At 61.0% G+C, this 23067-nt stretch carries 21 protein-coding genes, 1 tRNA gene and 1 pseudogene; 13 read left to right on the plus strand and 10 right to left on the minus strand.

Annotation, left to right across the window (positions count from 1 at the left end; all coding sequences use genetic code 11):
• The first annotated feature begins 752 nt into the window (after positions 1 to 752).
• From scpA to ACP7E0_RS10915, 5 genes and pseudogenes are all read left to right on the plus strand, one after another.
• Positions 753 to 2894: a methylmalonyl-CoA mutase gene (gene scpA, locus ACP7E0_RS10895; protein WP_426124842.1), complete on the plus strand. Its 2142-nt coding sequence runs from the start codon at positions 753 to 755 to the stop codon at positions 2892 to 2894.
• Between the two features lie 166 nt (positions 2895 to 3060).
• Positions 3061 to 3249: a hypothetical protein gene (locus ACP7E0_RS10900; RefSeq protein ID WP_426124843.1), complete on the plus strand. Its 189-nt coding sequence runs from the start codon at positions 3061 to 3063 to the stop codon at positions 3247 to 3249.
• Positions 3250 to 3398: 149 nt separating this feature from the next.
• On the plus strand, positions 3399 to 3605 hold the full coding sequence (locus tag ACP7E0_RS10905) for a hypothetical protein (RefSeq protein WP_426124844.1): 207 nt from the start codon (positions 3399 to 3401) through the stop codon (positions 3603 to 3605).
• A 69-nt stretch (positions 3606 to 3674) separates the two neighbouring features.
• Entirely contained in the window at positions 3675 to 4097 is a 423-nt protein-coding gene (locus ACP7E0_RS10910; RefSeq protein WP_426124845.1) for a winged helix-turn-helix transcriptional regulator, read from the plus strand.
• A 241-nt stretch (positions 4098 to 4338) separates the two neighbouring features.
• A pseudogene (locus ACP7E0_RS10915) lies at positions 4339 to 5615 on the plus strand (MFS transporter).
• A 6-nt stretch (positions 5616 to 5621) separates the two neighbouring features.
• Here the strand turns inward: ACP7E0_RS10915 and ACP7E0_RS10920 are convergent.
• On the minus strand, positions 5622 to 6653 hold the full coding sequence (locus ACP7E0_RS10920) for a hydroxyacid dehydrogenase (RefSeq protein ID WP_426124846.1): 1032 nt from the start codon (positions 6651 to 6653) through the stop codon (positions 5622 to 5624).
• Positions 6654 to 6758: 105 nt separating this feature from the next.
• Positions 6759 to 7076, minus strand: a complete 318-nt coding sequence (locus tag ACP7E0_RS10925) for a hypothetical protein (RefSeq protein ID WP_426124847.1) — start codon at positions 7074 to 7076, stop codon at positions 6759 to 6761.
• Positions 7077 to 7218: 142 nt separating this feature from the next.
• Here ACP7E0_RS10925 and ACP7E0_RS10930 point away from each other — a divergent pair, with 142 nt between their 5' ends.
• The 3 genes from ACP7E0_RS10930 (at position 7219) to ACP7E0_RS10940 (ending at position 10528) form a co-directional block, all read left to right on the plus strand.
• Positions 7219 to 7845, plus strand: a complete 627-nt coding sequence (locus ACP7E0_RS10930; protein WP_426124848.1) for a ribonuclease D — start codon at positions 7219 to 7221, stop codon at positions 7843 to 7845.
• Between the two features lie 194 nt (positions 7846 to 8039).
• Entirely contained in the window at positions 8040 to 9407 is a 1368-nt protein-coding gene (locus ACP7E0_RS10935) for a hypothetical protein (RefSeq protein WP_426124849.1), read from the plus strand.
• Positions 9408 to 9472: 65 nt separating this feature from the next.
• Positions 9473 to 10528 carry a hypothetical protein gene (locus ACP7E0_RS10940; RefSeq protein WP_426124850.1) on the plus strand — a complete coding sequence of 352 codons (1056 nt, stop codon included), beginning with the start codon at positions 9473 to 9475 and terminating at the stop codon, positions 10526 to 10528.
• Here ACP7E0_RS10940 and ACP7E0_RS10945 read toward each other — a convergent pair whose 3' ends face one another.
• Both ACP7E0_RS10945 and ACP7E0_RS10950 read right to left on the minus strand, forming a co-directional pair.
• Entirely contained in the window at positions 10529 to 10864 is a 336-nt protein-coding gene (locus ACP7E0_RS10945) for a DUF6665 family protein (RefSeq protein WP_426124851.1), read from the minus strand.
• A gap of 62 nt (positions 10865 to 10926) precedes the next feature.
• Positions 10927 to 12309 carry a nicotinate phosphoribosyltransferase gene (locus ACP7E0_RS10950; protein ID WP_426124852.1) on the minus strand — a complete coding sequence of 461 codons (1383 nt, stop codon included), beginning with the start codon at positions 12307 to 12309 and terminating at the stop codon, positions 10927 to 10929.
• 179 nt (positions 12310 to 12488) lie between these two features.
• Between ACP7E0_RS10950 and ACP7E0_RS10955 the strand changes: the two genes are divergently transcribed.
• Positions 12489 to 14525, plus strand: coding sequence for a hypothetical protein (locus ACP7E0_RS10955; protein WP_426124854.1), 2037 nt, complete (start codon positions 12489 to 12491; stop codon positions 14523 to 14525).
• Between the two features lie 91 nt (positions 14526 to 14616).
• Here ACP7E0_RS10955 and rpsA read toward each other — a convergent pair whose 3' ends face one another.
• The gene (rpsA, locus tag ACP7E0_RS10960; protein ID WP_426124856.1) at positions 14617 to 16320 is read right to left on the minus strand and encodes a 30S ribosomal protein S1; all 1704 of its coding nucleotides are present in this window, start codon (positions 16318 to 16320) and stop codon (positions 14617 to 14619) included.
• Between the two features lie 152 nt (positions 16321 to 16472).
• Entirely contained in the window at positions 16473 to 17123 is a 651-nt protein-coding gene (gene cmk / locus ACP7E0_RS10965; RefSeq protein WP_426124857.1) for a (d)CMP kinase, read from the minus strand.
• A gap of 390 nt (positions 17124 to 17513) precedes the next feature.
• Between cmk and ACP7E0_RS10970 the strand changes: the two genes are divergently transcribed.
• The 3 genes from ACP7E0_RS10970 (at position 17514) to ACP7E0_RS10980 (ending at position 19139) form a co-directional block, all read left to right on the plus strand.
• Complete coding sequence (locus ACP7E0_RS10970; RefSeq protein ID WP_113246277.1) at positions 17514 to 17903, plus strand: TIGR02300 family protein; 390 nt, start codon at positions 17514 to 17516, stop codon at positions 17901 to 17903.
• Positions 17904 to 18105: 202 nt separating this feature from the next.
• Positions 18106 to 18181 (plus strand) — tRNA-Ala (locus ACP7E0_RS10975).
• 178 nt (positions 18182 to 18359) lie between these two features.
• On the plus strand, positions 18360 to 19139 hold the full coding sequence (locus ACP7E0_RS10980; protein ID WP_426124859.1) for an SDR family oxidoreductase: 780 nt from the start codon (positions 18360 to 18362) through the stop codon (positions 19137 to 19139).
• A 65-nt stretch (positions 19140 to 19204) separates the two neighbouring features.
• On the opposite strand, the gene ACP7E0_RS10985 is transcribed toward ACP7E0_RS10980, so the two are convergent.
• Positions 19205 to 19459, minus strand: coding sequence for a DUF6894 family protein (locus tag ACP7E0_RS10985; protein ID WP_426124861.1), 255 nt, complete (start codon positions 19457 to 19459; stop codon positions 19205 to 19207).
• 149 nt (positions 19460 to 19608) lie between these two features.
• Here ACP7E0_RS10985 and ACP7E0_RS10990 point away from each other — a divergent pair, with 149 nt between their 5' ends.
• On the plus strand, positions 19609 to 20328 hold the full coding sequence (locus ACP7E0_RS10990; protein ID WP_426124862.1) for a Crp/Fnr family transcriptional regulator: 720 nt from the start codon (positions 19609 to 19611) through the stop codon (positions 20326 to 20328).
• A gap of 17 nt (positions 20329 to 20345) precedes the next feature.
• Here ACP7E0_RS10990 and ACP7E0_RS10995 read toward each other — a convergent pair whose 3' ends face one another.
• Genes ACP7E0_RS10995 through tauA form a run of 3 tightly spaced genes read right to left on the minus strand, consistent with a single transcriptional unit; the run spans position 20346 to position 23054 of the window.
• Entirely contained in the window at positions 20346 to 21194 is an 849-nt protein-coding gene (locus ACP7E0_RS10995) for an ABC transporter permease subunit (protein WP_426124863.1), read from the minus strand.
• On the minus strand, positions 21191 to 21988 hold the full coding sequence (locus tag ACP7E0_RS11000; RefSeq protein WP_426124864.1) for a taurine ABC transporter ATP-binding protein: 798 nt from the start codon (positions 21986 to 21988) through the stop codon (positions 21191 to 21193). The genes ACP7E0_RS10995 and ACP7E0_RS11000 overlap by 4 nt, the downstream gene beginning before the upstream one ends.
• Before the next feature lie 55 nt (positions 21989 to 22043).
• Positions 22044 to 23054 carry a taurine ABC transporter substrate-binding protein gene (tauA, locus tag ACP7E0_RS11005; protein ID WP_426124865.1) on the minus strand — a complete coding sequence of 337 codons (1011 nt, stop codon included), beginning with the start codon at positions 23052 to 23054 and terminating at the stop codon, positions 22044 to 22046.
• Positions 23055 to 23067: the final 13 nt, after the last annotated feature.

Raw genomic sequence — 23067 nt, forward strand, 5'->3', positions numbered from 1 at the left:
ATGCCGCTCGCATTTTCCCCGCCCAAACCACCCATGCCATACTCTGCCCATCCCGCCGTCGGATACGCTGCCAGGCGTGGCAGTGAGGCGGGACCGGCGCCGGGTGCAAGGGGATGACGTAAACCCTGGCATCGGGGGTCTGCGGAAAATGGTCTCCCTCCGGCGACACGGGAGAAGCGGTGAGGCTACGGATCGACCCTCCCGCTTCCGATGCCCGAAAGAGCGCGCCGGGCGTGCCTGTGCGGCACACAGGGTGGCAGACGGAGTGGTTTCGCCGGGCTTGCCGAAAGTCCGTCCGATTCCTCCTGTATCCTTCGGGTTAAACCCGGCGAGGAGGAGGAGATCGGAGGCACCGGCGGCGGCCGGGTGGAGCGTTGCCGATAAATTGGTTCGGCCGGGCTCCATCGGGTCAGACGAACACCATTTTGGCCAGCCACCTCAGAGAGATCCAAGTCGCAGGCAAAAACCGCTGAACGGGGTGCTGAAAGGTGCCATCTATTCTACTCCCTCGCGGCAGCTTCCAGCGCCCCGTCCGAGTGTCTTACAAGCAGACCCACGGCGCGGATCGCGCGCGTGGTTGAAGGCGGTTGAGGCTGATCTTTACCTCCCCCTTGAGGGGGGAGGTCGCCGCAAAGCGGCGGGTGGGGGTGATGGTCAGGGACGTTTGAGGCGTCACCCCACCCCGGCACTGCGTGCCGACCCTCCCCCTCAAGGGGAGGGTGTACGTCCGATCGATGCAAGGAGACTTTCCCATGTCCGATAACAAAACCCTCGCCGACTGGGCAGCCCTTGCCGAACGCGAGCTCAAATCCTCGCCCGACAGCCTGACCTGGCAGACGCCGGAAGGCATTGCCGTCAAGCCGCTCTATACCGAGGCCGATCTGGAGGCTGCCGGTCATCTCGGCTCGCTACCCGGCCTTGCGCCGTTCACCCGAGGCCCGCGCGCCACCATGTATGCAGGCCGCCCCTGGACCATCCGGCAATATGCCGGCTTCTCCACCGCCGAAGCCTCGAATGCGTTCTATCGCAAGGCGCTGGCGAGCGGCCAGCAGGGCGTCTCTGTCGCCTTCGATCTTGCCACCCATCGCGGCTACGATTCGGATCATCCGCGCGTCGTCGGCGATGTCGGCAAGGCCGGCGTGGCGATCGATTCGGTCGAGGACATGAAGATCCTGTTCGACGGCATTCCGCTGGAAAAGATCTCGGTGTCGATGACCATGAACGGCGCCGTCATCCCGATCCTTGCCTCGTTCATCGTCGCCGGCGAGGAACAGGGCGTGCCGCGCTCCCAGCTTTCCGGCACGATCCAGAACGACATCCTCAAGGAGTTCATGGTCCGCAACACCTATATCTATCCGCCGGAACCCTCGATGCGGATCGTTGCCGATATCATCGACTATACCGCCCGCGAGATGCCGAAGTTCAATTCGATCTCGATCTCCGGCTATCACATGCAGGAGGCCGGCGCGACGCTGGTGCAGGAACTGGCCTTCACGCTGGCCGACGGCCGCGAATATGTCCGCGCCGCCATTGCCAAGGGCCTGAGCGTCGACGAGTTCGCCGGCCGCCTGTCATTCTTCTTTGCCATCGGCATGAACTTCTTCATGGAGGCCGCCAAGCTGCGCGCCGCCCGGCTGCTCTGGACCCGCATCATGGAAGGCTTTCATCCAAAGAAGCAATCCTCGCTGATGCTCAGAACCCATTGCCAGACATCCGGCGTCTCGTTGCAGGAACAGGACCCCTACAACAACATCATCCGTACCGCCTTCGAGGCGATGTCGGCGGTGCTGGGCGGCACCCAGTCGCTGCACACCAATTCCTTCGACGAGGCGATCGCGTTGCCGACGGAATTTTCCTCGCGCATTGCCCGCAACACCCAGCTGATCCTGCAGCACGAGACCGGCGTGACCAAGGTCGTCGATCCCTTAGCCGGCTCATATTATGTCGAGAGCCTGACGGCGGAACTTGCCGACAAGGCCTGGGCGCTGATGGAAGAGGTGGAAGCGCTGGGGGGCATGACCAAGGCGGTGGCCGACGGCCTGCCGAAACGGCTGATCGAACAGGCCGCGACCCGCCGCCAGGCCGCCGTCGACAAGGGCGAGGAAGTCATCGTCGGCGTCAACAAATACCGGCTGGAGACCGAGGATGATCTCGATATTCTCGATATCGACAATGCCGCCGTGCGCCTTGCCCAGATCGGCCGCATCGAAGAGACGCGCAAACGGCGTGATACCACCGAGGTAATGGCAGCGCTCGAAGCGTTGACGCAGGTTGCCCGCACCGGCGACGGCAATATCCTCGAAGCCGCCGTCACGGCTGCCCGCGCCCGCGCCACCGTCGGCGAAATTTCCGATGCGCTGCGCGTGGTGTTCGGCGACCACACCGCCGTGCCGGAAGTCGTCCGCGATATCTATGGCGATGCCTATAAGGATGAACCGGAACTGGCGACCTTGTCGGCCCGGCTTTCCGACTTTTCCCGCACAACCGGCCGCAAGCCGAAGATCATGGTCGCCAAGCTTGGCCAGGATGGCCACGATCGCGGCGCCAAGATCATCGCCTCGGCCTTTGGCGATATCGGTTTCGATGTGGTGGCCGGCCCCCTGTTCCAGACGCCGGAGGAAGCAGCCGACATGGCGGTCAGTGCCAAGGTGCACGTCATCGGCATGTCGTCGCTGGCCGCCGGCCACAAGACGCTGGCACCGCAGCTTGTCGAGGCGCTGAAGGCCAAGGGCGGCGCCGACGTGATCGTCGTCGTCGGTGGCGTCGTGCCGCGCCAGGATTACCAGTTCCTGCTCGACCATGGCGTCGCCGCCGTCTTCGGCCCCGGCACCAACGTCATGGAGGCCGGACGCGCCGTGCTCGACCTCATGGAAGGTAAGCTGCGCAACGCGTGAGGCGAGAATTCGCCACAATTAATCATCGCTGAAAAGTTGTGCTTCCGATTTCAAGGAAATGTCGCATTCTGTTCTCGTGCTCGGGTGATTCGCCTCATGTGCCTGCGTCCAGGCCGGATTGAGAGCAGAACGACAACGCTAAATGATTTAGCCGGGGGGCAGCGCAATGCAGAAGCGCGACGACGTCGAAAACTGGGCAGTTTACAGGGCACAACAGATACTGATGCGCGAGGGCATGGACCTCGCTCTGTCGGCACGCGATTTCGACAGCGGCACGGTTAGAGCCAAGGGCAAGCTCCTTGCCATGGCGATCGCGGCTTCCCTGGTCGAAGCGTCCGCAGCCAGGGCGGAATGATCGGACGGAGCATGTGCTATTACCGGCAGCGACGCTGCCCGGTGGCTCGTTCTCCGGCTCAATACCCCCAGATCTGGGAATTGCCAGCGCTCCTCAAGGCTTTACACTATCGGTCAAACTGGGTGTGTTTCGAACGGTAGGGTGGAACAATGTCGTTTCTGTCGGACATGGCCTTGAACCAGAGTGAAATCGAAGTGGTCTGCGGTGCGCTGGAGGAATGGTGCGAGGAAACCCGCACTACCCTCGACAGCGATGACGGCCGCGATGCCGCCACCGTGATGCTCGGCCTCTACAAGACCGGCCATGGAACCAAGGGCTCGATCCTCCAAGCGATGCGCCGGGTCAACGGCGAGTAACTCGAGCGACTTGCAGGATGCAAGCCGAGGCTCTACATAAGAGCCATGCAGCGCCGGAACTTCGACGAGATGAATTGCCCCATCGCCCGTACCCTCGACCGGGTGGGCGAATGGTGGAGCATTCTCATCCTACGGGATGTGTTCTTCGGCCGCACGAAATTCGATGAATTCCAGAAAAGCACCGGCATTGCGCCCAACATCCTGACACGGCGGCTGAAATCGCTGGTCGAGGCCGGGCTTCTGGAAAAGCGCGCCTATCAGGACCGGCCGGTGCGCTACGAATATCTGCTGACCGACATGGGGCGTGAACTGCAGCCTTTGCTGATCGCGCTGTCGATGTTCGGCAACCAGCATTTCGCCGATCGCGGCGTCACCATGCGGCTGACCGACACGGAAACCGGGGCCGCCGCCCTGCCGATCTATGTCGACAGCTTGACCGGCAAGCCGATCGACGCTGAAAATTTCTCTCTGAAATCAATCCGCCAGGCCTGAATTTTCCCCGGTCCCAGAGACTGCGGTAAACTCCTCTGAGATCGTCAGTGGAGACCGTCTCTTTGCGCTTTTCTGCCCTTACAGTTCCCGAGCCGTCTTGCCGATGAGGCACAGGCCCACGCTGATCGCCATCCTCTCCGCTAGTAACTTGCATAATGAAAGCTTATGTACTAGTGACTTTCATATTGATAGTCATTTAGTCGCATCGCTCCTGATGCCGGGCCCGTTGAGAACCCTGCCCATGCTCTCCACAACGCTTTCCAGACGGCTAGAACAGCGCGACATCCATTATGGCTGGATCGTTGCCGCCACCGCATTCCTCACCATGCTCGTCACTGCCGGAACCATCGGCGCACCATCGGTTCTGATCCTGCCCCTGCAGAAGGAATTCGGCTGGGAGGCAACGGAGATTTCGGCGGCCCTTGCGATGCGCTTCATCCTGTTCGGGCTGATGGCGCCGTTTGCCGCCGCGCTGATGAACCGGTTCGGCATGCGGTTGATGGCGTTGACGGCGCTGACCGTCGTGTTCATCGGCATGGGCCTGTCGCTGTTCATGCGCGAGGTCTGGCAACTGGTCGTGCTCTGGGGCTTCGTCGTTGGTACCGGCACGGGGCTGACCGCGATGGTGATGGGCGCAACCGTCGCCACCCGCTGGTTCACAGCCCGGCGCGGCCTGGTCATCGGCCTGTTGACGGCCAGCACCGCCACCGGCCAGCTCGTGTTCATGCCGCTGATCGCGGCGCTGACGGAAGCCTATGGATGGCGTGCGGCCGTCCTGTTCATTCTCGGCATGCTGTTCGTCTGCGCCGTGGCCATGCTGCTGTTCATGCGCGACAGGCCTTCGACCTCGGCTTGCGTCCCTATGGCCAAGTGGTTGACGACCCGCCAGCCACTGCTTCGCTCAAGACCAATTCGCCAATCGACGTGCTCATCGAGGCCTCGAAGACAAAAATCTTCTGGGTGCTGTTCCTGTCGTTCTTCGTCTGCGGCGCATCGACCAACGGGCTGATCCAGACGCATTTCGTCTCGCTCTGCGCCGATTATGGCATGACGGCAATCACCGCGACGGGCATTCTCGCCATTATCGGCGTGTTCGATTTCGCCGGCACCGTCGCATCCGGCTGGCTGTCCGACCGTTACGATAACCGCTGGCTTCTATTCTGGTATTATGGCCTGCGCGGATTGTCGCTGCTCTGGCTGCCGTTCACCGGCTTCGAATTCCTCGGCCTGTCGATCTTCGCCATTTTCTACGGGCTGGATTGGGTGGCCACCGTTCCGCCGACCGTAAAACTCACCGCTCAGCATTTCGGCCGCGAGCGGGCCAACATGGTGTTCGGCTGGGTATTCACCGGCCACCAGATCGGCGCCGCCTTCGCAGCCTTCGGCGGCGGCTTCATCCGCGACAACTACGCGAGCTACCTGCCCGCGCTGATGATCGCCGGAGCGCTTTGCCTGATGGCAGCACCGCTGGTACTTTCGGCAGGCAGGTCCAAGCTGAAGCCGGCGATCGTCAGTTGATGGTGGTCAATTGACGCTGACGGGCTTGGAGCGCATGCGCGACACCGTCTCGCGTTCGGCCCGCTTGCAGCGCATCGGCGGCAGGTTGCGGTCCATCAGGTCCATGTCCTCCAGCACCATGTCGCCCATCTTCTTGAAGGCGCTGTCGAGCGCTCCGGCCCGGTGGGCGGAGCGGAGAAAACCCTTGAGGCTGCGGACAGGATGATCTGATGGCAATGGCTCGTCGGGATAGACATCGCTGGCTGCCACGATATGGCCGCGTGCGACCGCTGCCATCAGCGCATCGAAATCGACGACATTGGCGCGGCTGAGCAGGATGAAGGCGGCGCCCGGACGCATGCTGGCAAAAGCCTGGGCGCCGACGAAATGCTGGTTCTCGCTTGTGACTGCCGCAACGACGAAAATGAAATCGCTCTGCGTCAAAACATCCTCCAGGCTCGACGGCTTGACGCAGTTATCGATGAGGATCGAGGCCGGCATCCAGGGATCGTAGACGCGGGTATTGGTGCGGAAACCGGAGAGCACGCGGTTCAGCGCCTTGCCGAGATCGCCGAAGCCGACAATGCCGACATCGGCACCCGACAGCAGCCGTGCCCTTGCATTGCCCTCGCCACCCCACAGCTCACGGCCCTCCCGGAAATCGACGTCGGCATCGACGATGCCGCGGGCGATGTTCAGCGCCATGGCAAGGCCCATCTCGGCGACCGGCTCGGCAAACACCTGGCCCGTCGTCACCACATGGATGCCGCGGGCAAACAGAACCTCATAGGGCATGTTGTTGATCAGGTTGCTTTCGACATTGAGGATGCAACGCAGCTGCGGCATGCGCGCCAAAGTCTCGGCACTCAGGGGCGGCTGGCCGATTATGTAACGCGCTTCGCGGAGGATATCGTCGCCCAGCCCAGCGATATTGTCCGGATCGGCTTCGACGATGCGATACCTGGCTTTCAACTGCTCCAGTGCCTGCGGCGTGAAGATCAGATCGAGCGTGCGCGGCTCCGGCGCGCAGATGGCCAAGGGCCGTTGCGTTTCAGGCATGATATCATCTCCCTGGCCGGGCGCGGGAAAGGCCCGGCATTCCTCTTGGCCGAACTTGTATTGATGATCCGCCGATTTGCAAGGCGGCCGGCCGGGAGGATGGGTCTAATAATCGAGACCGCGCATATAGCGGTCGATCGAGCGGGGCGTGCCGGGAGACTGGAACACCGGGCCGTCGCCCTGGCGGCAATTGTTGATGGTCCGGTAGCGCGGAGCAAAGGTGGGGTGGCCCTCGCGCTCGACGACGGTCTGTTCGCAGTAGATCCGCTTGGCATCGAAAGCCTCTTCCGGTGTCTTCACACCCGGCAGATCGGTATAGACCTGGGCAAGCTGAACGGGCGTGGTTGACGGCGGCGTAGCGGCGACGGGAACACCGGACAGAACCAGGGCGGTGGAAAGAAAAACAGTCTGCAGGATCAACATCTACGTTCCAACTGGTACCCGATGAACGCCATGGGTCTCCTCCCGGGCATGAGGAGACGGTATCGTTTCCGGTGAAGTTGCGCTATAGCCCAACGACTTGAACCAAAGTGCTGCACCTTGTCCGGCTGATGTGGGGTTTTCCATGGCAAATACAATACGGCTTCACGAAGGCGACATTTCAGTTGAAGACGCTGCCCGCTACAAGGGCGCCATCGCCATCGATACCGAAACGCTCGGCCTCATTCCGCGCCGCGACCGGCTCTGCGTCGTGCAGCTTTCGCCCGGCGACGGTACGGCCGATGTGATCCGGATTGCCAAGGGCCAGACGCAGGCGCCGAACCTCGTTGCCATGCTGGAAGACCCAACCCGCCAGAAGATCTTCCACTTCGGCCGCTTCGATATCGCCGTGCTGTTCCACACGTTCGGCGTCACGACGACGCCGGTGTTCTGCACCAAGATCGCCTCGCGGCTGACGCGGACCTATACGGACCGGCACGGGCTGAAGGACAATCTGAAGGAACTGCTCGATGTCGATATTTCCAAGCATCAACAATCCTCCGACTGGGCAGCCGAAAAGCTCTCGCAGGCGCAGGTGGAATATGCCGCGTCCGACGTGCTGCATCTGCACGCGCTGCGCGACACGCTGACTGCACGCCTAATCCGCGATGGCCGCGCCGACCATGCCGACGCCTGCTTCGCCTTCTTGCCGACCCGTTCCAAGCTAGACCTGATCGGCTGGGAAGAAACTGATATTTTCGCGCATAGCTGATGCCGCAGTCCGGCCAGCAAGTGACCGGTCGGGAGCGATACATGCAAGACCAGAGCTGCCGGTGCGATGTACCCGCGGCGTCTCCGCAGTTGACGATATCCTAATGTAATAATTGCGAAAATAGGTTAATCACACATTAATGGTTGCCGGTTATCCTTAACGTTATCCCACGTTGCAAACCAGGCAGAGCTGCGATGATCACACCCCTTCAGTCAAGCGCCGGAACCGTTACCACCACGCTGATGCAGTCGATGATCGACCAGGCGGAAGAGAAGCGCGCCGAAGACGAGAAGAAGGCGCGCAGGGAAACCAAAGAGGATGATATCCTCAAGGCCCGGATCTCGGCAAGCAAGAGCCATGCGGCGCTGAACGACAAGGTCAACGCGCATTTCTTCGGCGCCCTGAAGAGCGACGACAGCCCGATGGTCGAGCTGATCTCGCGTTTTCTGGATATCCTCGGCGTGACGCGCGACGATGGTGAATCCAATACGGATTTCGGCACCCGTGTCGGTGATACGCTCACGCTGGTGTCGATGATCGGCAAGAAGGAGGCGAACCTTCCCATTTCATCACCGATCCCCGGGCACGCGCAGGAGATCACGCTGGCTCGTTTCCGGGTCAAAGTCGATGACATCGATGCGGTGCTCGATGGCACTGCCGAAGAGCCGACCGAAATGACGAAGATGGCTGCCCGCTTCGTGGCGCGTTACGGTCTGACACAGAACGACGGTGAAGAGGATCTGCCGTATAGCAAGCGCATCGGCGAGACGATGGCGAGCGTGCGCAAGTCGCTGCCGGTCGATATTGCCGAGCTCGAAACCAAGGCCGGTTTGAGAGACCTTGGGATCACGGCGGCCCAACTCGTGGATGCGATCAAAAACCCCACCGGCAAGCAGGCGCAAATCATCCAGGAAGCTCTCGATGATGCGGCGCGCGATACCGGCACATCGAAGGAAGACAAGCAGATCGCCATCCAGCGGCTGGAGGATATCGCCGATCCGAAATCCCTCGAAGAGCTGAAGCTTGAACGGACACAGCAGCCGGACCCGACCCGGGTCGAGACCGATGAAACGCGCAAAGAGCGCGAAGAGCAGATCCAGAAGCTTGAGGCGGGCGTGAAACTGGAGGAGGTCCAGGAGGTCCAGGAGACGATCGCCGAGGTTAACGATGCCATCCTCAACGCTCCATCCACTGGAACGGACACGACAACGGATGGTACGCCTGCCGCTGAGGCCGTTCCTGCCGGCGACCTCCTGCTGACCATGGCTGCCAGCGCCGAAATGGCGGAAATGGTTGCGAAGGTGGAAAGCGCCACTGCCGACACCAGCTCAACTCGGATCGAACCGCTCGATACCGAGGACGGCACGACCAAGCAATCCGAGGAAGCAAAGGACGAGACTGATATGGCCGTGCTTCTGGCGCGCTCTGGCCCTGGCGATGCAGCCGCACCGGTGGGTGAAGAAGCTTCGGCTGAAGGTATTCTGGCCGTCGGCGCTGATGAAAACGGAGTCTACGAAATTCTCAAGCGTCAGGCCGAGGGGACGAAGGCAGAAGCTGCCTAATCAGCCACTGACACGACAAAACAGCGCGTCCAACATGACGCATCAACGGACTGGACCGATTTGACATGCTGTTTCCGACCCAGCAAGCGGCCGCGACCGGCATCACATCCCTCATGCAATCGGTCATCGATGACGCTGGAAAGCGCCGGGTTGAGGAAGATGAAAAGCTGAAAGGCAAGAAGGAGGACAAGGTCCTCAAGACAAAGCTGCGCTCCGACGAAGTGCAGGGTGCCGCCAATGAGAAAATCAACGCGCATTTTTTCAACACGGGCGCCCTCGATGTCAACGAGATGAAGATCAAGCTGGTTGAATCTCTTGGAAAAATGCTCGGCATTGAAAAGCAGGAAGGCCAGTCCGGTTACAGTTACGGCGTGCAACTTGAAAAGGCGATCGCGCAACTCGGTCCCCAGGAGAAATTCGCCTTGACCGACAAGCTCGGTCTCGCCGATCTCGGGATTTCTCTCGATGACCTCGTCAAGGCGATCAAGAACCCCTACGGCAAAGAGGACGACAAACTCGAAATCGCGCTGGAAGAACGCGCCACCGGTATTTCGGGAACTACGGCGTCGCGGACGAAGGTCCTGCAGAGAATGGAAACCATTGTCGATCCGAAAACCCTTGAAGAGCTGAAGCTCGAGCGGGCAGGAGAAACGAGCGATCCGACCAAGGTCGAGGATGCAGAAACGAAGGCGGAGCGCGAAGAACAGATTGGCGCACTGGAGGCCGGAGAAAAGCTGGAGGACGTCAAGGACCTCCACGAGGCGGTGAAAACACAGAACGAACAGGCGATCGGCAAAGGCGCGGCTGAAGCTGGAGCGACCGAAGACCCGGTGGCAGCTGCCGTCGAGACGATCCAGGTTCTGGCTGCGGGCGGAGAGGCGATCCGGGACATTCCGGACGCGGCAGAGGCACCAGAGGGCGTTGCCAGTGAGTTGGCTGACAGAGGTCCCGAAAATGCCAACGGCAAGAACGATATTTCGTTAAGCGAACAGGAAGAGGTCTACCTGATTTCGAATAACGGCCCAGACATGACTGAAGTCACCGAGCCGATTCTGCCCATCGAGGTTGATGAAAACGGCATCTATGCGCTGCTTGCAAAGAAGGAAAAGCAAGCAGCCTGATTAAGGCTTGGGCCGAACAATGCCGAGACGCGCCATCACTTCCTTGGGGATGCCATAGCGCTGGACGGCATCGCGGTTTGAGCGCAGGCCGCAGATCTCTCGCTGGATGAAGAACGCCCAGACGACGTCAGCGGCATCATCCAACAATTGCTCACGACGCTCCGGTGTTGTTTTAGGGTCGCTGAGCACGCTCAACGCGGCGGTCGCCTTTTCCACCTTCAATCCATGCCGACCGAGCGCATCCGCCCGCTCCGACATCAGCTCGTATTCAAGCAGGTTGAGAGCACCATCCTTGGTAAAGGGCGGCGACAGGGATTGGGGCGGACGAACCGTCATCTTGAGGGCTCCACGATAAACCAGAGCCAAAGATGGGGCGGTACCGGCCGCCAGGCAATACGCTATTTTGCCCGGGCGCGGATTTCTTCAAAGCTCCAATCGCGCAGCAGATCGCCATTCTTCCAGACCGTTTCCAGATGATTGTGGCGATCCTTGAGCTCATCGAGACGCGCCGCTTCAAGGCCACCGAGCCCGTTGACAACTGCCTGGCGTCCCGCCTTTGACGCCTTGACGTTCATGGTGGCGGGACGTTTGAAGACATCGTGCCATTTGCCGGCTTCATCAAGCCGCGCATTGGTTTTCATGGCGAAGGAATAGGTATCGCGGTTGACTTTCTGCAAGAGGCCGCCACCCATGCCGAAGGCGATGTTTTCGGCGGAAAAACCGAAAGCCTCCAGCCGGCCGAGGATCTGGCTGATATCGGCGTTGGAAATGCCGTCGCCCTGGATCACCCGGACGGACCTGTCGAGCACCTTGTAGCCCTTGCCGTTCAGCGTTGAGCCGAAGTGATAGTCGAGCTGCTTGATCACATGCACCGGCGTCTCGATCGGATCGCCGCTGTCGGGCCGGATGACCACCGTACCGCCGCTGGCCCTGACCTTTTCACGCAACTGCTCGCCCCAGATTTTCGAGACCGCATAGTTGATGTCGTAGCTGTCCGACACGACGGCGAACATGCCGCCGCCGGCAAAGCGATCGATCATGTTGGAATAGGCCTCTGCTTCCCGCTCGACGCCCCAGGCGGTCATCGTCGAGTGTTCGGATGCGGGGATCGAGAACCCGGCCATTTTGGCGCCATAGTAGCGCTTCGCATAGAGCACGCCGGTCATGGTGTCGGTGCCCATGAAATTGACGAGATGGGCGGCTCCGCCGATGCCCGCCTGCTCCAGAGCGCCGACACCCCGGGCACCGAAATCGTGCAGGCGGAACGGCAGGGCTGCTTCCGGATCGTCGCAGGTCTTTTCGAGGATCGGCCGGATGATCTGCTTGACCTTGCGTGCATTGCTGGCGACCGATGACGGATACCAGACGGCACGCAGCAGCGCGGTCTCGATATAGGATGTCAGCCAGTAGCTGTCCGGATCGGTATTGACGACCTGGACCATCGGCACGCCGCGGCGCAGCAGCGTTCCCTCCGGCAGGGCCTGGATTTCAAGCGGAAGATAGCCACCGAAATGATCGACGATGCGCATCCAACCGGCCCGGTTGAACGGCAGGCCATGGGCAAGAACGATCGCTTCCGCCTCATCGACATCGGCCCGGGTTACCGGCTTGCCGAGATATTCCTTGAGGAACATCTGCAGGCCGAAGAACAGGACGTCCGCCAGATCGGGATGACCCCGGGTCTCGATATAGGCGGAGATGCCGCGCGTGCCTGGTGGATATTGAAGGAAATGGCTGAATTTATAGCTATCGGTGTTGAGGATCAGGTTGGTCAAGTTCATCGCATTCCCCCCGAAAGCAATTCCATGCCCGCCGCGTAATGGGCGGCGGCGCAGCGCAAATATGTACGCGAGCGGCGAAAGGGCGGCAAGGGTCAAGGGGCGCCTTGCCGCCCCGGATATCGCACCTTCGGTATGGTTAATAATCTGTCAATCATTCCATCCTAATATGGAAGCATACAATGCTCGGCAACCTTGGTTCCGAGGCCACCGCCGCAGTCTGGTTTGGCCGTGAACGAGCCCTCGGGCATGCGCATGAAGCGCCATCATCCCTCGACATTGCTTGGTGTCATCCGGCCCTTAGCCCGCATGCCGAACTGCCTACGGCCTCCCCCTCGAACCTGACGGAGATTGCGATGCTCATGCCCATTCTCACAGTCAAGATGCCTGTCGCTTCGGCGCAGGCGGCGATCGTGGTGGAAGCCATCACACCGCGAGAGCGGATGCTGCCGGTCGCGATTCCGGGCCGGATCTCGGGAAACCAGTCGGACGCGGTTCTGAAAATTCTGGAGACGCTGAACCGCCATCTGCTCGGAAGCGAACCTCTGCCGAAGGACGCCTTGATTCGCCTGCTCGATACGCTGGCAAAGATCCTGAAATTTCCACCTCTGCCGCAGGAGACGTTGCGCGATTTCACCAAACGGCTGGCCGTCTTTCTTGAGACGCTGCCGCCGGCAGCGCGGGCGGCGCTGGAAAAGCAGCTGGGGCAGCACAACCTGGCGATTTCCATGAAAATTCTCGCCGAGGTGCTGAAGATGCCCTCGATCATCGATATGCCGCGCCTGCTGGACAAGCCCGTCATGCCGCCCATTGTGCCTCGCGCCGATAGAACGCAGCCGGATGGCAAGCCGCTGCCCAATACCACCGGGCCACAGGGGCAGGCACAGGCGCCCGTTCCGGGCCGGCAGGCGCCAGCGCTCAACCTGCAAAGGATGGTAGCAAACCCTGCCGTCATTGCCGACCCCGGACTGTTACAGGCCGCACTGAAGAAAGCCTTCGGCGGTGACGACACGGCTCCAGCCATCATTGCCTTCGAAGAGAGCATCAACGAGGACGGCCCGGCGGCGGCATTGCGCACGGAGCAGCCGGCAAAGGCCCAGACGGCGCGCGGCAACGACGCAGCACCTGCCAGCGGGCAGCCGCAACAGACGACCAGGGCGAACTCCGACACGATCCCGCTGCTGCGCGCTGCTGCAGCCTTTCTGGCCGCCGATCCGGAGGCCTTGTCGCTGGTCGCCACGATCGCGTCCGACATGGATGGCCAGTTGAAGGCAGAATTGGCGGAGGAACTGGGCCTTGACCTTTCCGAGCCAAAGGAAGCGTCCACGCGGCCAGAGCATTCTGCCGGTACGACCAGACTTGAAGCCGACATCGATGGCGGCGATTTCCGAACGCTGGAAACAGAACCAGACACGCCGGTAAGTGCGGCAACGTCACGGGTCAAACCGACAGTTACCCGCGATCTCAACGAGGTCGTTGGCTTCAAGGGGCATGATCTAGGCGAGTGGGAGCTGGAGATCGAACCGCAGGATCAATCCTCCAACAGCGCCGATGACCTCCTCTCGCCGTCGGACGAAGCGGCAATGCACCGCCCGGAAAAGAGCCTTGCCCAGACGCTGAAAGTGTTGGTCGAAGCCAGCCTGCCGCTGCCCGGCGCAGCCCCGGACGGAGCCGATACACTGTTTGCAATGCTTGCCGGCGAGACGGCGGACATGGATGCCGAAATCCTGTTTGCCCAGCTGGAAGCAGCCGACAATGCCGAGATGCTGGCGGACACATCTCTGCTCACCGGCGATATCGGCGACCAGATGGAGATGGCTGGGCTCGAATCCGACACATGGAGCGCAATGCTGGATGGACCGGAGGAAAAAGCGGCCGGCCGACAGGCGCTCCTGCATTCCGCGACGATGGAAGAGAATGCACGCGAAGCCCTAACGCCCCGCCTGCCGGACGCGGGCATTATCCGCGACGCAATCCCCTTCGCGATGATCCCCTACCTGCCGGCAAAGACGCAGGAGACGCGAACCCTCGAAGTGGAGGACGAGGAAAAACAGGCCTTTGCTGACGAAGAGGATCAAGGCCAGCATGGCGAAGACGGCGACCAGCCAGAAACCCGGGACGAGGATGCGAACACTGCCCAGCAGGCCGATCCGGACGAGCCCGGGAACGACGGCGATGCCGCCTATGATCTCTACCGCCGCATGGGCGGGTACGGCTGAGCCCATTCGCGCAGACGCAGCTGCAGAAGAGGACACGAAAAAGCCCGCGGAAATCGCTTTCCGCGGGCTTCTTTATTCAGACTGCAGAGGCTTATTCGCCGCCGCGGTTCTTCAGGGCTGCACCCAGGATGTCGCCGAGCGAAGCGCCACTGTCGGACGAACCGAACTGTGCGACGGCTTCCTTCTCTTCAGCAATTTCCAGAGCCTTGATCGACAGCATGACCTTGCGGTCCTTCTTGGAGAAGTTGGTGACGCGGGCGTCGACAACCTGACCAACGGAGAAACGCTCCGGACGCTGTTCGTCGCGGTCACGCGACAGATCGGCACGGCGGATGAACGAGGTGAGGTCTTCGTGGTTGACGAGCTTCACTTCGATGCCACCGTCGTTGACGGCCAGGACTTCGCACGAGACAACGGCGTTCTTGCGCAGATCCCCAGATGTAGCGGCATCGCCGACTGCATCCTTGCCGAGCTGCTTGATGCCGAGCGAGATGCGTTCCTTTTCGACGTCCACATCCAGAACGACGGCCTTGACCATGTCGCCCTTGTTGAACTCTTCGATGACCTGTTCGCCCGGACGGTTCCAGTCGAGGTCGGAGAGATGCACCATGCCGTCAACGTCGCCGTCGAGGCCAATGAACAGGCCGAATTCGGTCTTGTTCTTGACTTCGCCTTCAACTTCCGTGCCAGCCGGATGGCTGTGCGCGAATGCCTGCCACGGGTTCTCGAGCGTCTGCTTGAGGCCGAGCGAGATGCGGCGCTTGGTCGGGTCGACTTCGAGAACGACAACGTCGACTTCCTGCGTCGTGGACAGGATCTTGCCGGGATGTACGTTCTTCTTGGTCCAGGACATTTCGGAAATGTGGATCAGGCCTTCGATGCCCGGCTCCAGCTCTACGAATGCACCGTAGTCGGTGATGTTGGTGACGGTACCGGAGATCTTCTTACCGACCGGGTACTTGGCACCAATGCCATCCCAAGGATCCGACTCGAGCTGCTTCATGCCGAGCGAGATGCGGTGGGTTTCCTGGTTGATGCGGATGATCTGAACCTTGACCTGCTGGCCGATGTTCAGGATTTCCGACGGATGGTTGACGCGGCGCCATGCCATGTCGGTGACGTGCAGCAGGCCGTCGATGCCGCCGAGGTCAACGAATGCACCGTAATCGGTGATGTTCTTGACGACGCCGTCAACAACCTGGCCTTCTTCGAGGTTCTGGACGATTTCCGAACGCTGTTCAGCACGTGATTCTTCAAGAACCGTACGGCGCGAAACAACGATGTTGCCGCGGCGCTTGTCCATCTTGAGGATTTCGAAGGGCTGCGGGTTGTGCATCAGCGGAGTGACGTCGCGGATCGGACGAATGTCGACCTGGGAGCGCGGAAGGAAGGCAACGGCACCATCCAGATCGACGGTGAAACCACCCTTGACCTGGTTGAAAATGACGCCTTCGACGCGTTCGCCGGCTTCGAACTTGACTTCGAGACGGATCCAGCTCTCTTCGCGGCGAGCCTTTTCGCGCGACAGAACGGCTTCGCCCATCGCATTTTCGATGCGCTCGACGTAAACTTCGACTTCATCGCCGACCTTCAGCGTGCCGTCCTTGGCCTTCGCGCCGAATTCCTTCAGAGCGATGCGGCCTTCGACCTTGAGGCCGACGTCAACGATTGCGACGTCCTTCTCGATGGCCGTTACAATACCCTTGGTGACGTAGCCTTCGGCAAGATCCTGCGTAGCAAAGGATTCCTGCAGCAACGCGGCAAAATCGTCGCGGGTGGGGTTAGCTTGAGACATGAATACTCCTGATGTGCCTTCATGGGGCACAGGCGCCGGGGGTTAGCGTTGACAGGTCCAAAAACCATCCGCTCCAATCATGAAGGAGCAAATCCGGCGCGGGGATGGTGGTTCGGACTATTTCGTCGCAGGTTTGATCGGAAAACCGTGGTTCAGTTTTCCGAACCTGCTGAATGCTTCAATGCGGCATCGACAAACGTCTTCGCCGTTAAGAATGCGGCCTCTATACTCATTTCGGACGTATCTAGCAAGTGCGCATCCGCAGCCGGGCGCAGCGGGCTGTCGGCGCGTCCCATGTCGCGTTCGTCACGTTTGACGATATCGGCCAGGATCTCCAGGAAATCGGCCGGAATTCCGTTGCCGACGATCTCGTCGAACCGTCGCCGCGCCCGCACTTCGGCCGAGGCGGTCACATAGAGTTTCACGGGCGCATCCGGGCAGACGACGGTACCAATATCGCGGCCATCGAGCACCGTGCCGGGTTCCCTCAGCGAAAAGGCGCGCTGCGTCTCGACAAGCGCCTGGCGTACCAGCGGCATGACGGCGATCTTGGAGGCCGCTTCGCCGATCGAATGGGCGGAGAGGACGCTGCGGTCGAGCCCCGCAAGCTCGATGTCGCGGGCCATCTGCTCGGCGATCCTCTCGTCGTCCAGCGGCAGTCCGGCATCCAGCAGCGCCTTGGCAGTGGCGCGGTAGGTCAACCCGGTATCGAGATGATAGAAACCGTATTCCTCGGCGATCCGGCGCGACAATGTCCCCTTGCCTGCAGCCGCAGGTCCGTCGATGGCGATGATGAAAGTCATTGTGCTACCTGAAAATGGATATGATCGTCGTGGCGGGCCGCCCGGCAGCCTTGGAATCTCACACTATCGTTCTCGACGGCAAGCGTTTTTGCGAGATGCATTCGCATGTTCCCGGCCAGCCCTCCCCGGCCAGCCCTCCCCATCCAGCTCGGCGGAAAATGGAAAAACGCCAGCGCGCGGAACCCGCTATCCGCGACTTTGCATGCTGCGTAACACCAAGTTGCAGAATGGTCATCCTCTCTTCCAAAGAAAAGCGCAGCGGACGCTTGCACAAGTTAAGCTTTGACAGACGGGGCCAAGACGATTATGGGGACCGGCTAATTCATTTCATCTTCAACGCCGGTATTCCGGCAGATGCCGGTAATCCCGGCCATTCAAGAGGCTTTGACCGTGGCAAAAGCGGAACTTGGAACAAAACGCGCCGATCCGGAAACGGGCCGTAAATTCTACGACCTGAACAAGGACCCGATCGTTTCTCCCTATACCGGAAAATCCTACCCGCTCTCCTTCTTCGAGGAAACATCCGTTGCCAAGGTAATGGAAAAGGCCGCCGAAGAAGACGAGGTTCAGGAAGTCGATACCGAGAACCCCGAAGTGGAACTGGTCTCGCTCGAGGATGCCGACAGCGAAGCAGCCGGCGGCGACGACATTCCGGATCTGGGCGATGACGACGTCGAAATTGAAGGCGATGACGACGACACCTTCCTGGAAGCCGACGAGGACGACGAGGACGGCCTGTCCGACCTGATCGGCGTCTCGGACGACGACGACGAGGTCTAAACCTCACAGAATTCAAACAATTGCGTCCGCACGGGGTTTTCAACCCTCATGCGGACGCAAGGCTCCGGGCGCACACAATAAAAACGTCGCCCTTTGTCTTTTTCGGCTTGCCATCTTCAAAAAGCAGAAGTATGAAGCCGCCAACCGACCGGACAAACAGTTCGGACGGCCTTCCCGGAACCGGCCTAGCCGGACCCAAAATGGGGCTATAGCTCAGCTGGGAGAGCGCTTGCATGGCATGCAAGAGGTCAGCGGTTCGATCCCGCTTAGCTCCACCAAATCTTTTCCTGATCCACTGTTGAGTACCGCAAAGCGTTTGATCTGCATCGACCGCGTCTTGCTGCGTCAACCTGTTACCCACAACACTCAACCGCCCGTTCCCTCATCTTTTCCATTGACTGCAAACCATCCTCGCGCTCCAACCGTCGCTACAAAAAAGCGACAGGGGAGCAGATCATGGATCTCGGGATCAACGGCAAGCGGGCACTCGTTCTCGGCGGCAGCAAGGGGCTGGGGCGCGGGATTGCCGAGGCGCTGGCGGCAGAGGGAGCGATTGTTGCCCTGACGGGGCGGGATCAGGCCAAGTCGGCGTTGAGTGCGGCGGCGATCGGTGATTCGGTCCGCGGATTTGCGCTTGATCTTGAAGACCCCGATGCCATTGACCCATTCCTCGACCGGCTTGCGGCCGATTTCGGTGATATCGATATCCTCGTGTTGAACGGTGGCGGGCCACCGCCGAGCCTGGCTTCGGAGATCGATCCGGCGTTCTGGCGCGCGCAATTCGATACGATGGTGCTGGCCGGCATGCGGATCACCAACCGTTTGCTGCCGTCCATGCGGCAGAACGGCTGGGGGCGGATCATGGCCGTGGCCTCCACCAGCATTCGCGAGCCGATCGCGGGCCTCACGGCCTCCAACGCGCTTCGCAGCGCCGTTGCCGGCTGGCTGAAGACGCTTGCGGGCGAAGTGGCGGCCCAAGGCGTTACCGTCAACATGCTTCTGCCCGGCCGGCTGGCGACAGACAGGACGCTGAGCTTCGACAAAATGGATGCAGCGAGTGAAGGGTTAAGCATCGAGACGGTTGCGGCTCGCAGCCAGTCGGACATTCCGATCGGCCGTTATGGTACGCCGGCGGAGTTCGGGGCGGCGGCAGCATTTCTAGCCAGCCGTCAGGCAGGCTACATTACCGGCGTCGCGCTGCCGATCGACGGCGGTCTCAGCCGGGCAATGTTGTAGCCGCCTTCATTGCTCTGGCGCGGCATGGCCGTCCGGTCCACGGACGGCGGGGGGAGCCGATGCTCCTATTCGGTTGGTTCGGCCTCGAACCAGGAATTGCTGAAGGTCAGATTGGCCATCGAAACAGCTCTGCCTTTGTCATCGCGAACCACAACGGATACTGCGCCGTTTGGCTGCTCGCCAATCTCATCCTGGACGACATCCAGCAAGATCCGGCTGACTTCCCGGGTCACGCTTTCGCGTGTTGAGAGCTCCAACCCGTCTTCGTCGCGAGTTGCGCCGTCGCCGTTGTGCAGATCGAAAAAGTAGCGGCTCATCATCTTTGCATCCCTTGAACGATCAGGAATTCGCCGGAATGAAAATAGTTCCTGAAATCAACAGGATTCGTCATTCATGTGTCAATGTTAAATGAGCCCCGACCGTTTGTGGGATAGGTGGAGAGCCCATCCCTCACATGGCATGCCGCAAATTGATCGATTCCCTCCTCCTCAATCTTCAAAGTCATGATGTGGTGTCGCCTCATGAGGTAGCCCTGCTCAGGAACTTGATCTGGCGCGACAGGCGCTTCAAGGTCGACGAGGAGATCGTGGTCGAGGGATCGCGGCCGGGCTATAGCACGCTGCTGATCGACGGCTTTGCGGCGCGCTACAAATTCCTGGCCGATGGTACGCGCCAGATCACCGCCCTGCACATTTCAGGCGATTTCGTCGATCTGCATGCCTTTCTCCTGAAAACCATGGACCATGGCATCGTTGCGATGTCGCAATGCCATGTGGCGTTCGTCGAGCACGGCGATCTCAAGGCCATCACCGAATCGCAGCCGCATCTCAGCCGCCTGCTCTGGCTCGACACGCTGGTGGATGGCGCCATCCATCGCGAATGGATCGTGGCGATGGGGCGGCGTTCGAAGAAGGCCCATCTCGCCCATTTGGTCTGCGAGCTGTTCATGCGGCTGCAGGTGGTCGGGCGGACGACCGGTTACAATTTCCATTTCCCGCTGACCCAGGTGGAGCTGGCCGATGTGCTGGGCATATCGCTGGTGCACCTCAACAAGACCTTGCAGATCCTGCGCAAGGCCGAGCTTCTGACCTGGATCGGCCAGATGATCACCATCCTCGACTGGACGCGCCTGCAGGAACTGGCGCAATTCGACCCGACGTATCTCAGCCAGACGGTGGAGCCTCGTTAGCTGGCGCCGTATCGCTCTTAGCGATGCGCGGCCCAGGGCACGAACCAGCGCTCCAGCAGGCGCGCCAGAATCTCGAACAGGAACGCAATCGCGGCAATGACGATGATGCCAGCGATCACGATGTCGGTGACGAGGAATTGCGCGGCCGACTGGATCATGAAGCCGAGGCCGCGGCTTGCGGCCACCAGTTCGGCTGCCACCAGCGTCGACCAGCCGGCGCCGAGCGCGATGCGGGTTCCGGTCAGGATCGAAGGAATGGCGCTGGGCAGGATCACCTGCAGCAGGATTTGTAGCCGGGTCGCACCAAACGATCTGGCGGCATTGATGAAATCGGCCGGTGCGGATTTGACCCCGGCCGCCGTCGACAGGATGATCGGCGGCAACATGGCGAGCGAAATAACGGTGATCTTCGACGCCTCGCCGATGCCGATCCAGATGATGATCAGCGGCAGATAGGCCAGCGGCGGCAGCGGCCGCAGGAATTCGACGATTGGATCGAGGATGCCCTTGCCGATGCGGCTGGTGCCGATGGCAAGACCGGCGGGAATACCGATGACGATGGCGGCGGCAAGGGCTGCGAAAATCCGCAGCAGGCTGGCGAACGTATGCTCGACAAGCGTCGAATCGACGAAGCCATTGACCGCGACGGAATAGGTCGCCTTCAGCACGATCAGAGGCGATGGCAAAAAGAGCGGCGACACGACGCCATGGGCCGAGGCAAGGCTCCAGGCAGCAATGATGACGGCGATTGTCGCCAGCGAGACCGGCAGGGTTCCGAGGCTGCGCTTGGGCTTCTGCACTTCGATCACGGCATCCGCAGGCACAGTCGGGGTGGCGGGTACAATGGCGCCGATATTGATCGTCATGCCGCTTCCTCCTCGCTATCCGCATGAATGAGGCCGTTCAGGCCATCGTGAAGACGCCGGTATTCCGGTGAGTCCTTGATATCCTGCAGGGACTTTCCGCTGAGCAGCTGGCGGCCGAAGCTTGCCGGGATATCGGCGACGATGCGGCCCGGGTTGGGCGCCAGCACGACGACGCGGGTGGCGAGCAGCATGGCTTCCTCGATACTATGGGTGATCAGCAGCGCCCCGGTCTTGCTGTCCGACCAGACCTTGAGCAGGAATTGCTGCAGGCGGGTGCGGGTCAGCGCATCGAGTGCGCCGAGCGGCTCGTCGAGCAGCAGGAAACGCGGCTGAGACGCCAGCGCGCGGGCGATGCCGACACGCTGGCGCATGCCGCCCGACAGTTCCCAGATATTCTTGGCACCGGCATTGTCCAGGCCGACTTTGGCCAGCAGTTCATCGGCCAGCAGCCGGCGTTCGCCCTTGGCAATCCCCTTGAGCTTCAACGGAAAGGCGACATTGTCGCGCGCATTCAGCCAGGGATAAAGCGCATCGTCCTGGAAGACGACCGCACGATCGGCGGCAGGCCCAGTGATATCCACTCCATCCACCGACACGCGGCCGGACGTGGGCTTGAGGAACCCTGCAGCAAGATTGAGAAGGCTGGTCTTGCCGGAGCCGGAGCGGCCGATGACCGCAATGAATTCGTCCGAGGCGAGATGCAGCGTCACGCCATCCAGTACCAGCCGCGTCTGACGGCTGTCGCGATCGGCCGGAAACGCCAGGGATACGGATTGCAGCGACAGGACGCTCATGATCACACCGATGGTTTGCGGCGCTGGAATCCCGTCGGATTCCAGCGCCTGTTTTTTAAAGACCAGCCTTGGCGGCTTCGACGACCCAGCGCGACGAAACGTAAGGGGCGTAGTCCGGAAGGACCGCCGGGATCTTGCCCTGCTCCAACAAGAAGGCCGAGGTTTCCGCGACAGCCTTTGCCGTGCCGCCGCCGAGCAGATCGGCGCCGGCCTGCTCTTCCAGCGTCGGGAAGTGATAGCCCTTCAGGAGAGCCGGAACTTCCTCGACCTTTGCGCCGGTGAACTTGGCAATCTTCTCGGCTTCCGGCGATGTGGCATTCCAGCTGTCCGGATTGGCAAGGTAGGATGCGTATGCCTTGCCGGTCACCTGAACGAAGCCGGTAACGATTTCCGGATGTTCTTCGGCGAACTTCTTGCTGACGATCCAGGCGTCGAAAGTCGGGCCGCCCCATGAAGCGACATCCGCCGACGTGGCCAGCACGCTGCCGGTTTTCTTCAGTTCGGACAGGACCGGATCCCAGACGTATGCGCCATCGATATCGCCGCGTTCCCAGGCGGCTGCGATTTCCGGCGGCCGCAGGTTGAGGATTTCGACCGATTTCGGATCGACCTTCCAGTGCTTCAGCGCCGTCAGCAGGCTGTAATGGGCTGTAGAGACGAAGGGGGTGGCAATCTTCTTGCCGGCAAGGCCTTCGGGCTTGTCGATGCCCTTGACGGCCAGCGCTTCGGCTTCCGAGATCAGGCCGACGACGAAGATCGTCTCGATCGGAATTTCGCGGCTTGCGGCGGCGGCCAGCGGCGAGGAGCCGACATAGCCGATATCGAGCGAGCCGGAAGCGATCGCGGTGATCACGTCGGCACCGCTGTCGAACTTCTGCCAGTTGATCTTGGCGCCGGTCACCTTTTCATAGGTCCCGTCGGCCTGCGGCACGCGCGACGGCTCGACGATCGGCTGGTAACCGATATTGACGGTGACGTCGGCGGCGTAGGAGAAATTGCTCTGCGTCGTGAAAGCGAGAACGGCTAAGGTGGCGGTTCCCAAAAGGCGGCGTCGGTTGATTGTCATGTCCCTCTCCCGG

Origin of the sequence: Pararhizobium sp. PWRC1-1, assembly GCF_049897905.1 — a bacterium.
Lineage (GTDB): Bacteria > Pseudomonadota > Alphaproteobacteria > Rhizobiales > Rhizobiaceae > Pararhizobium.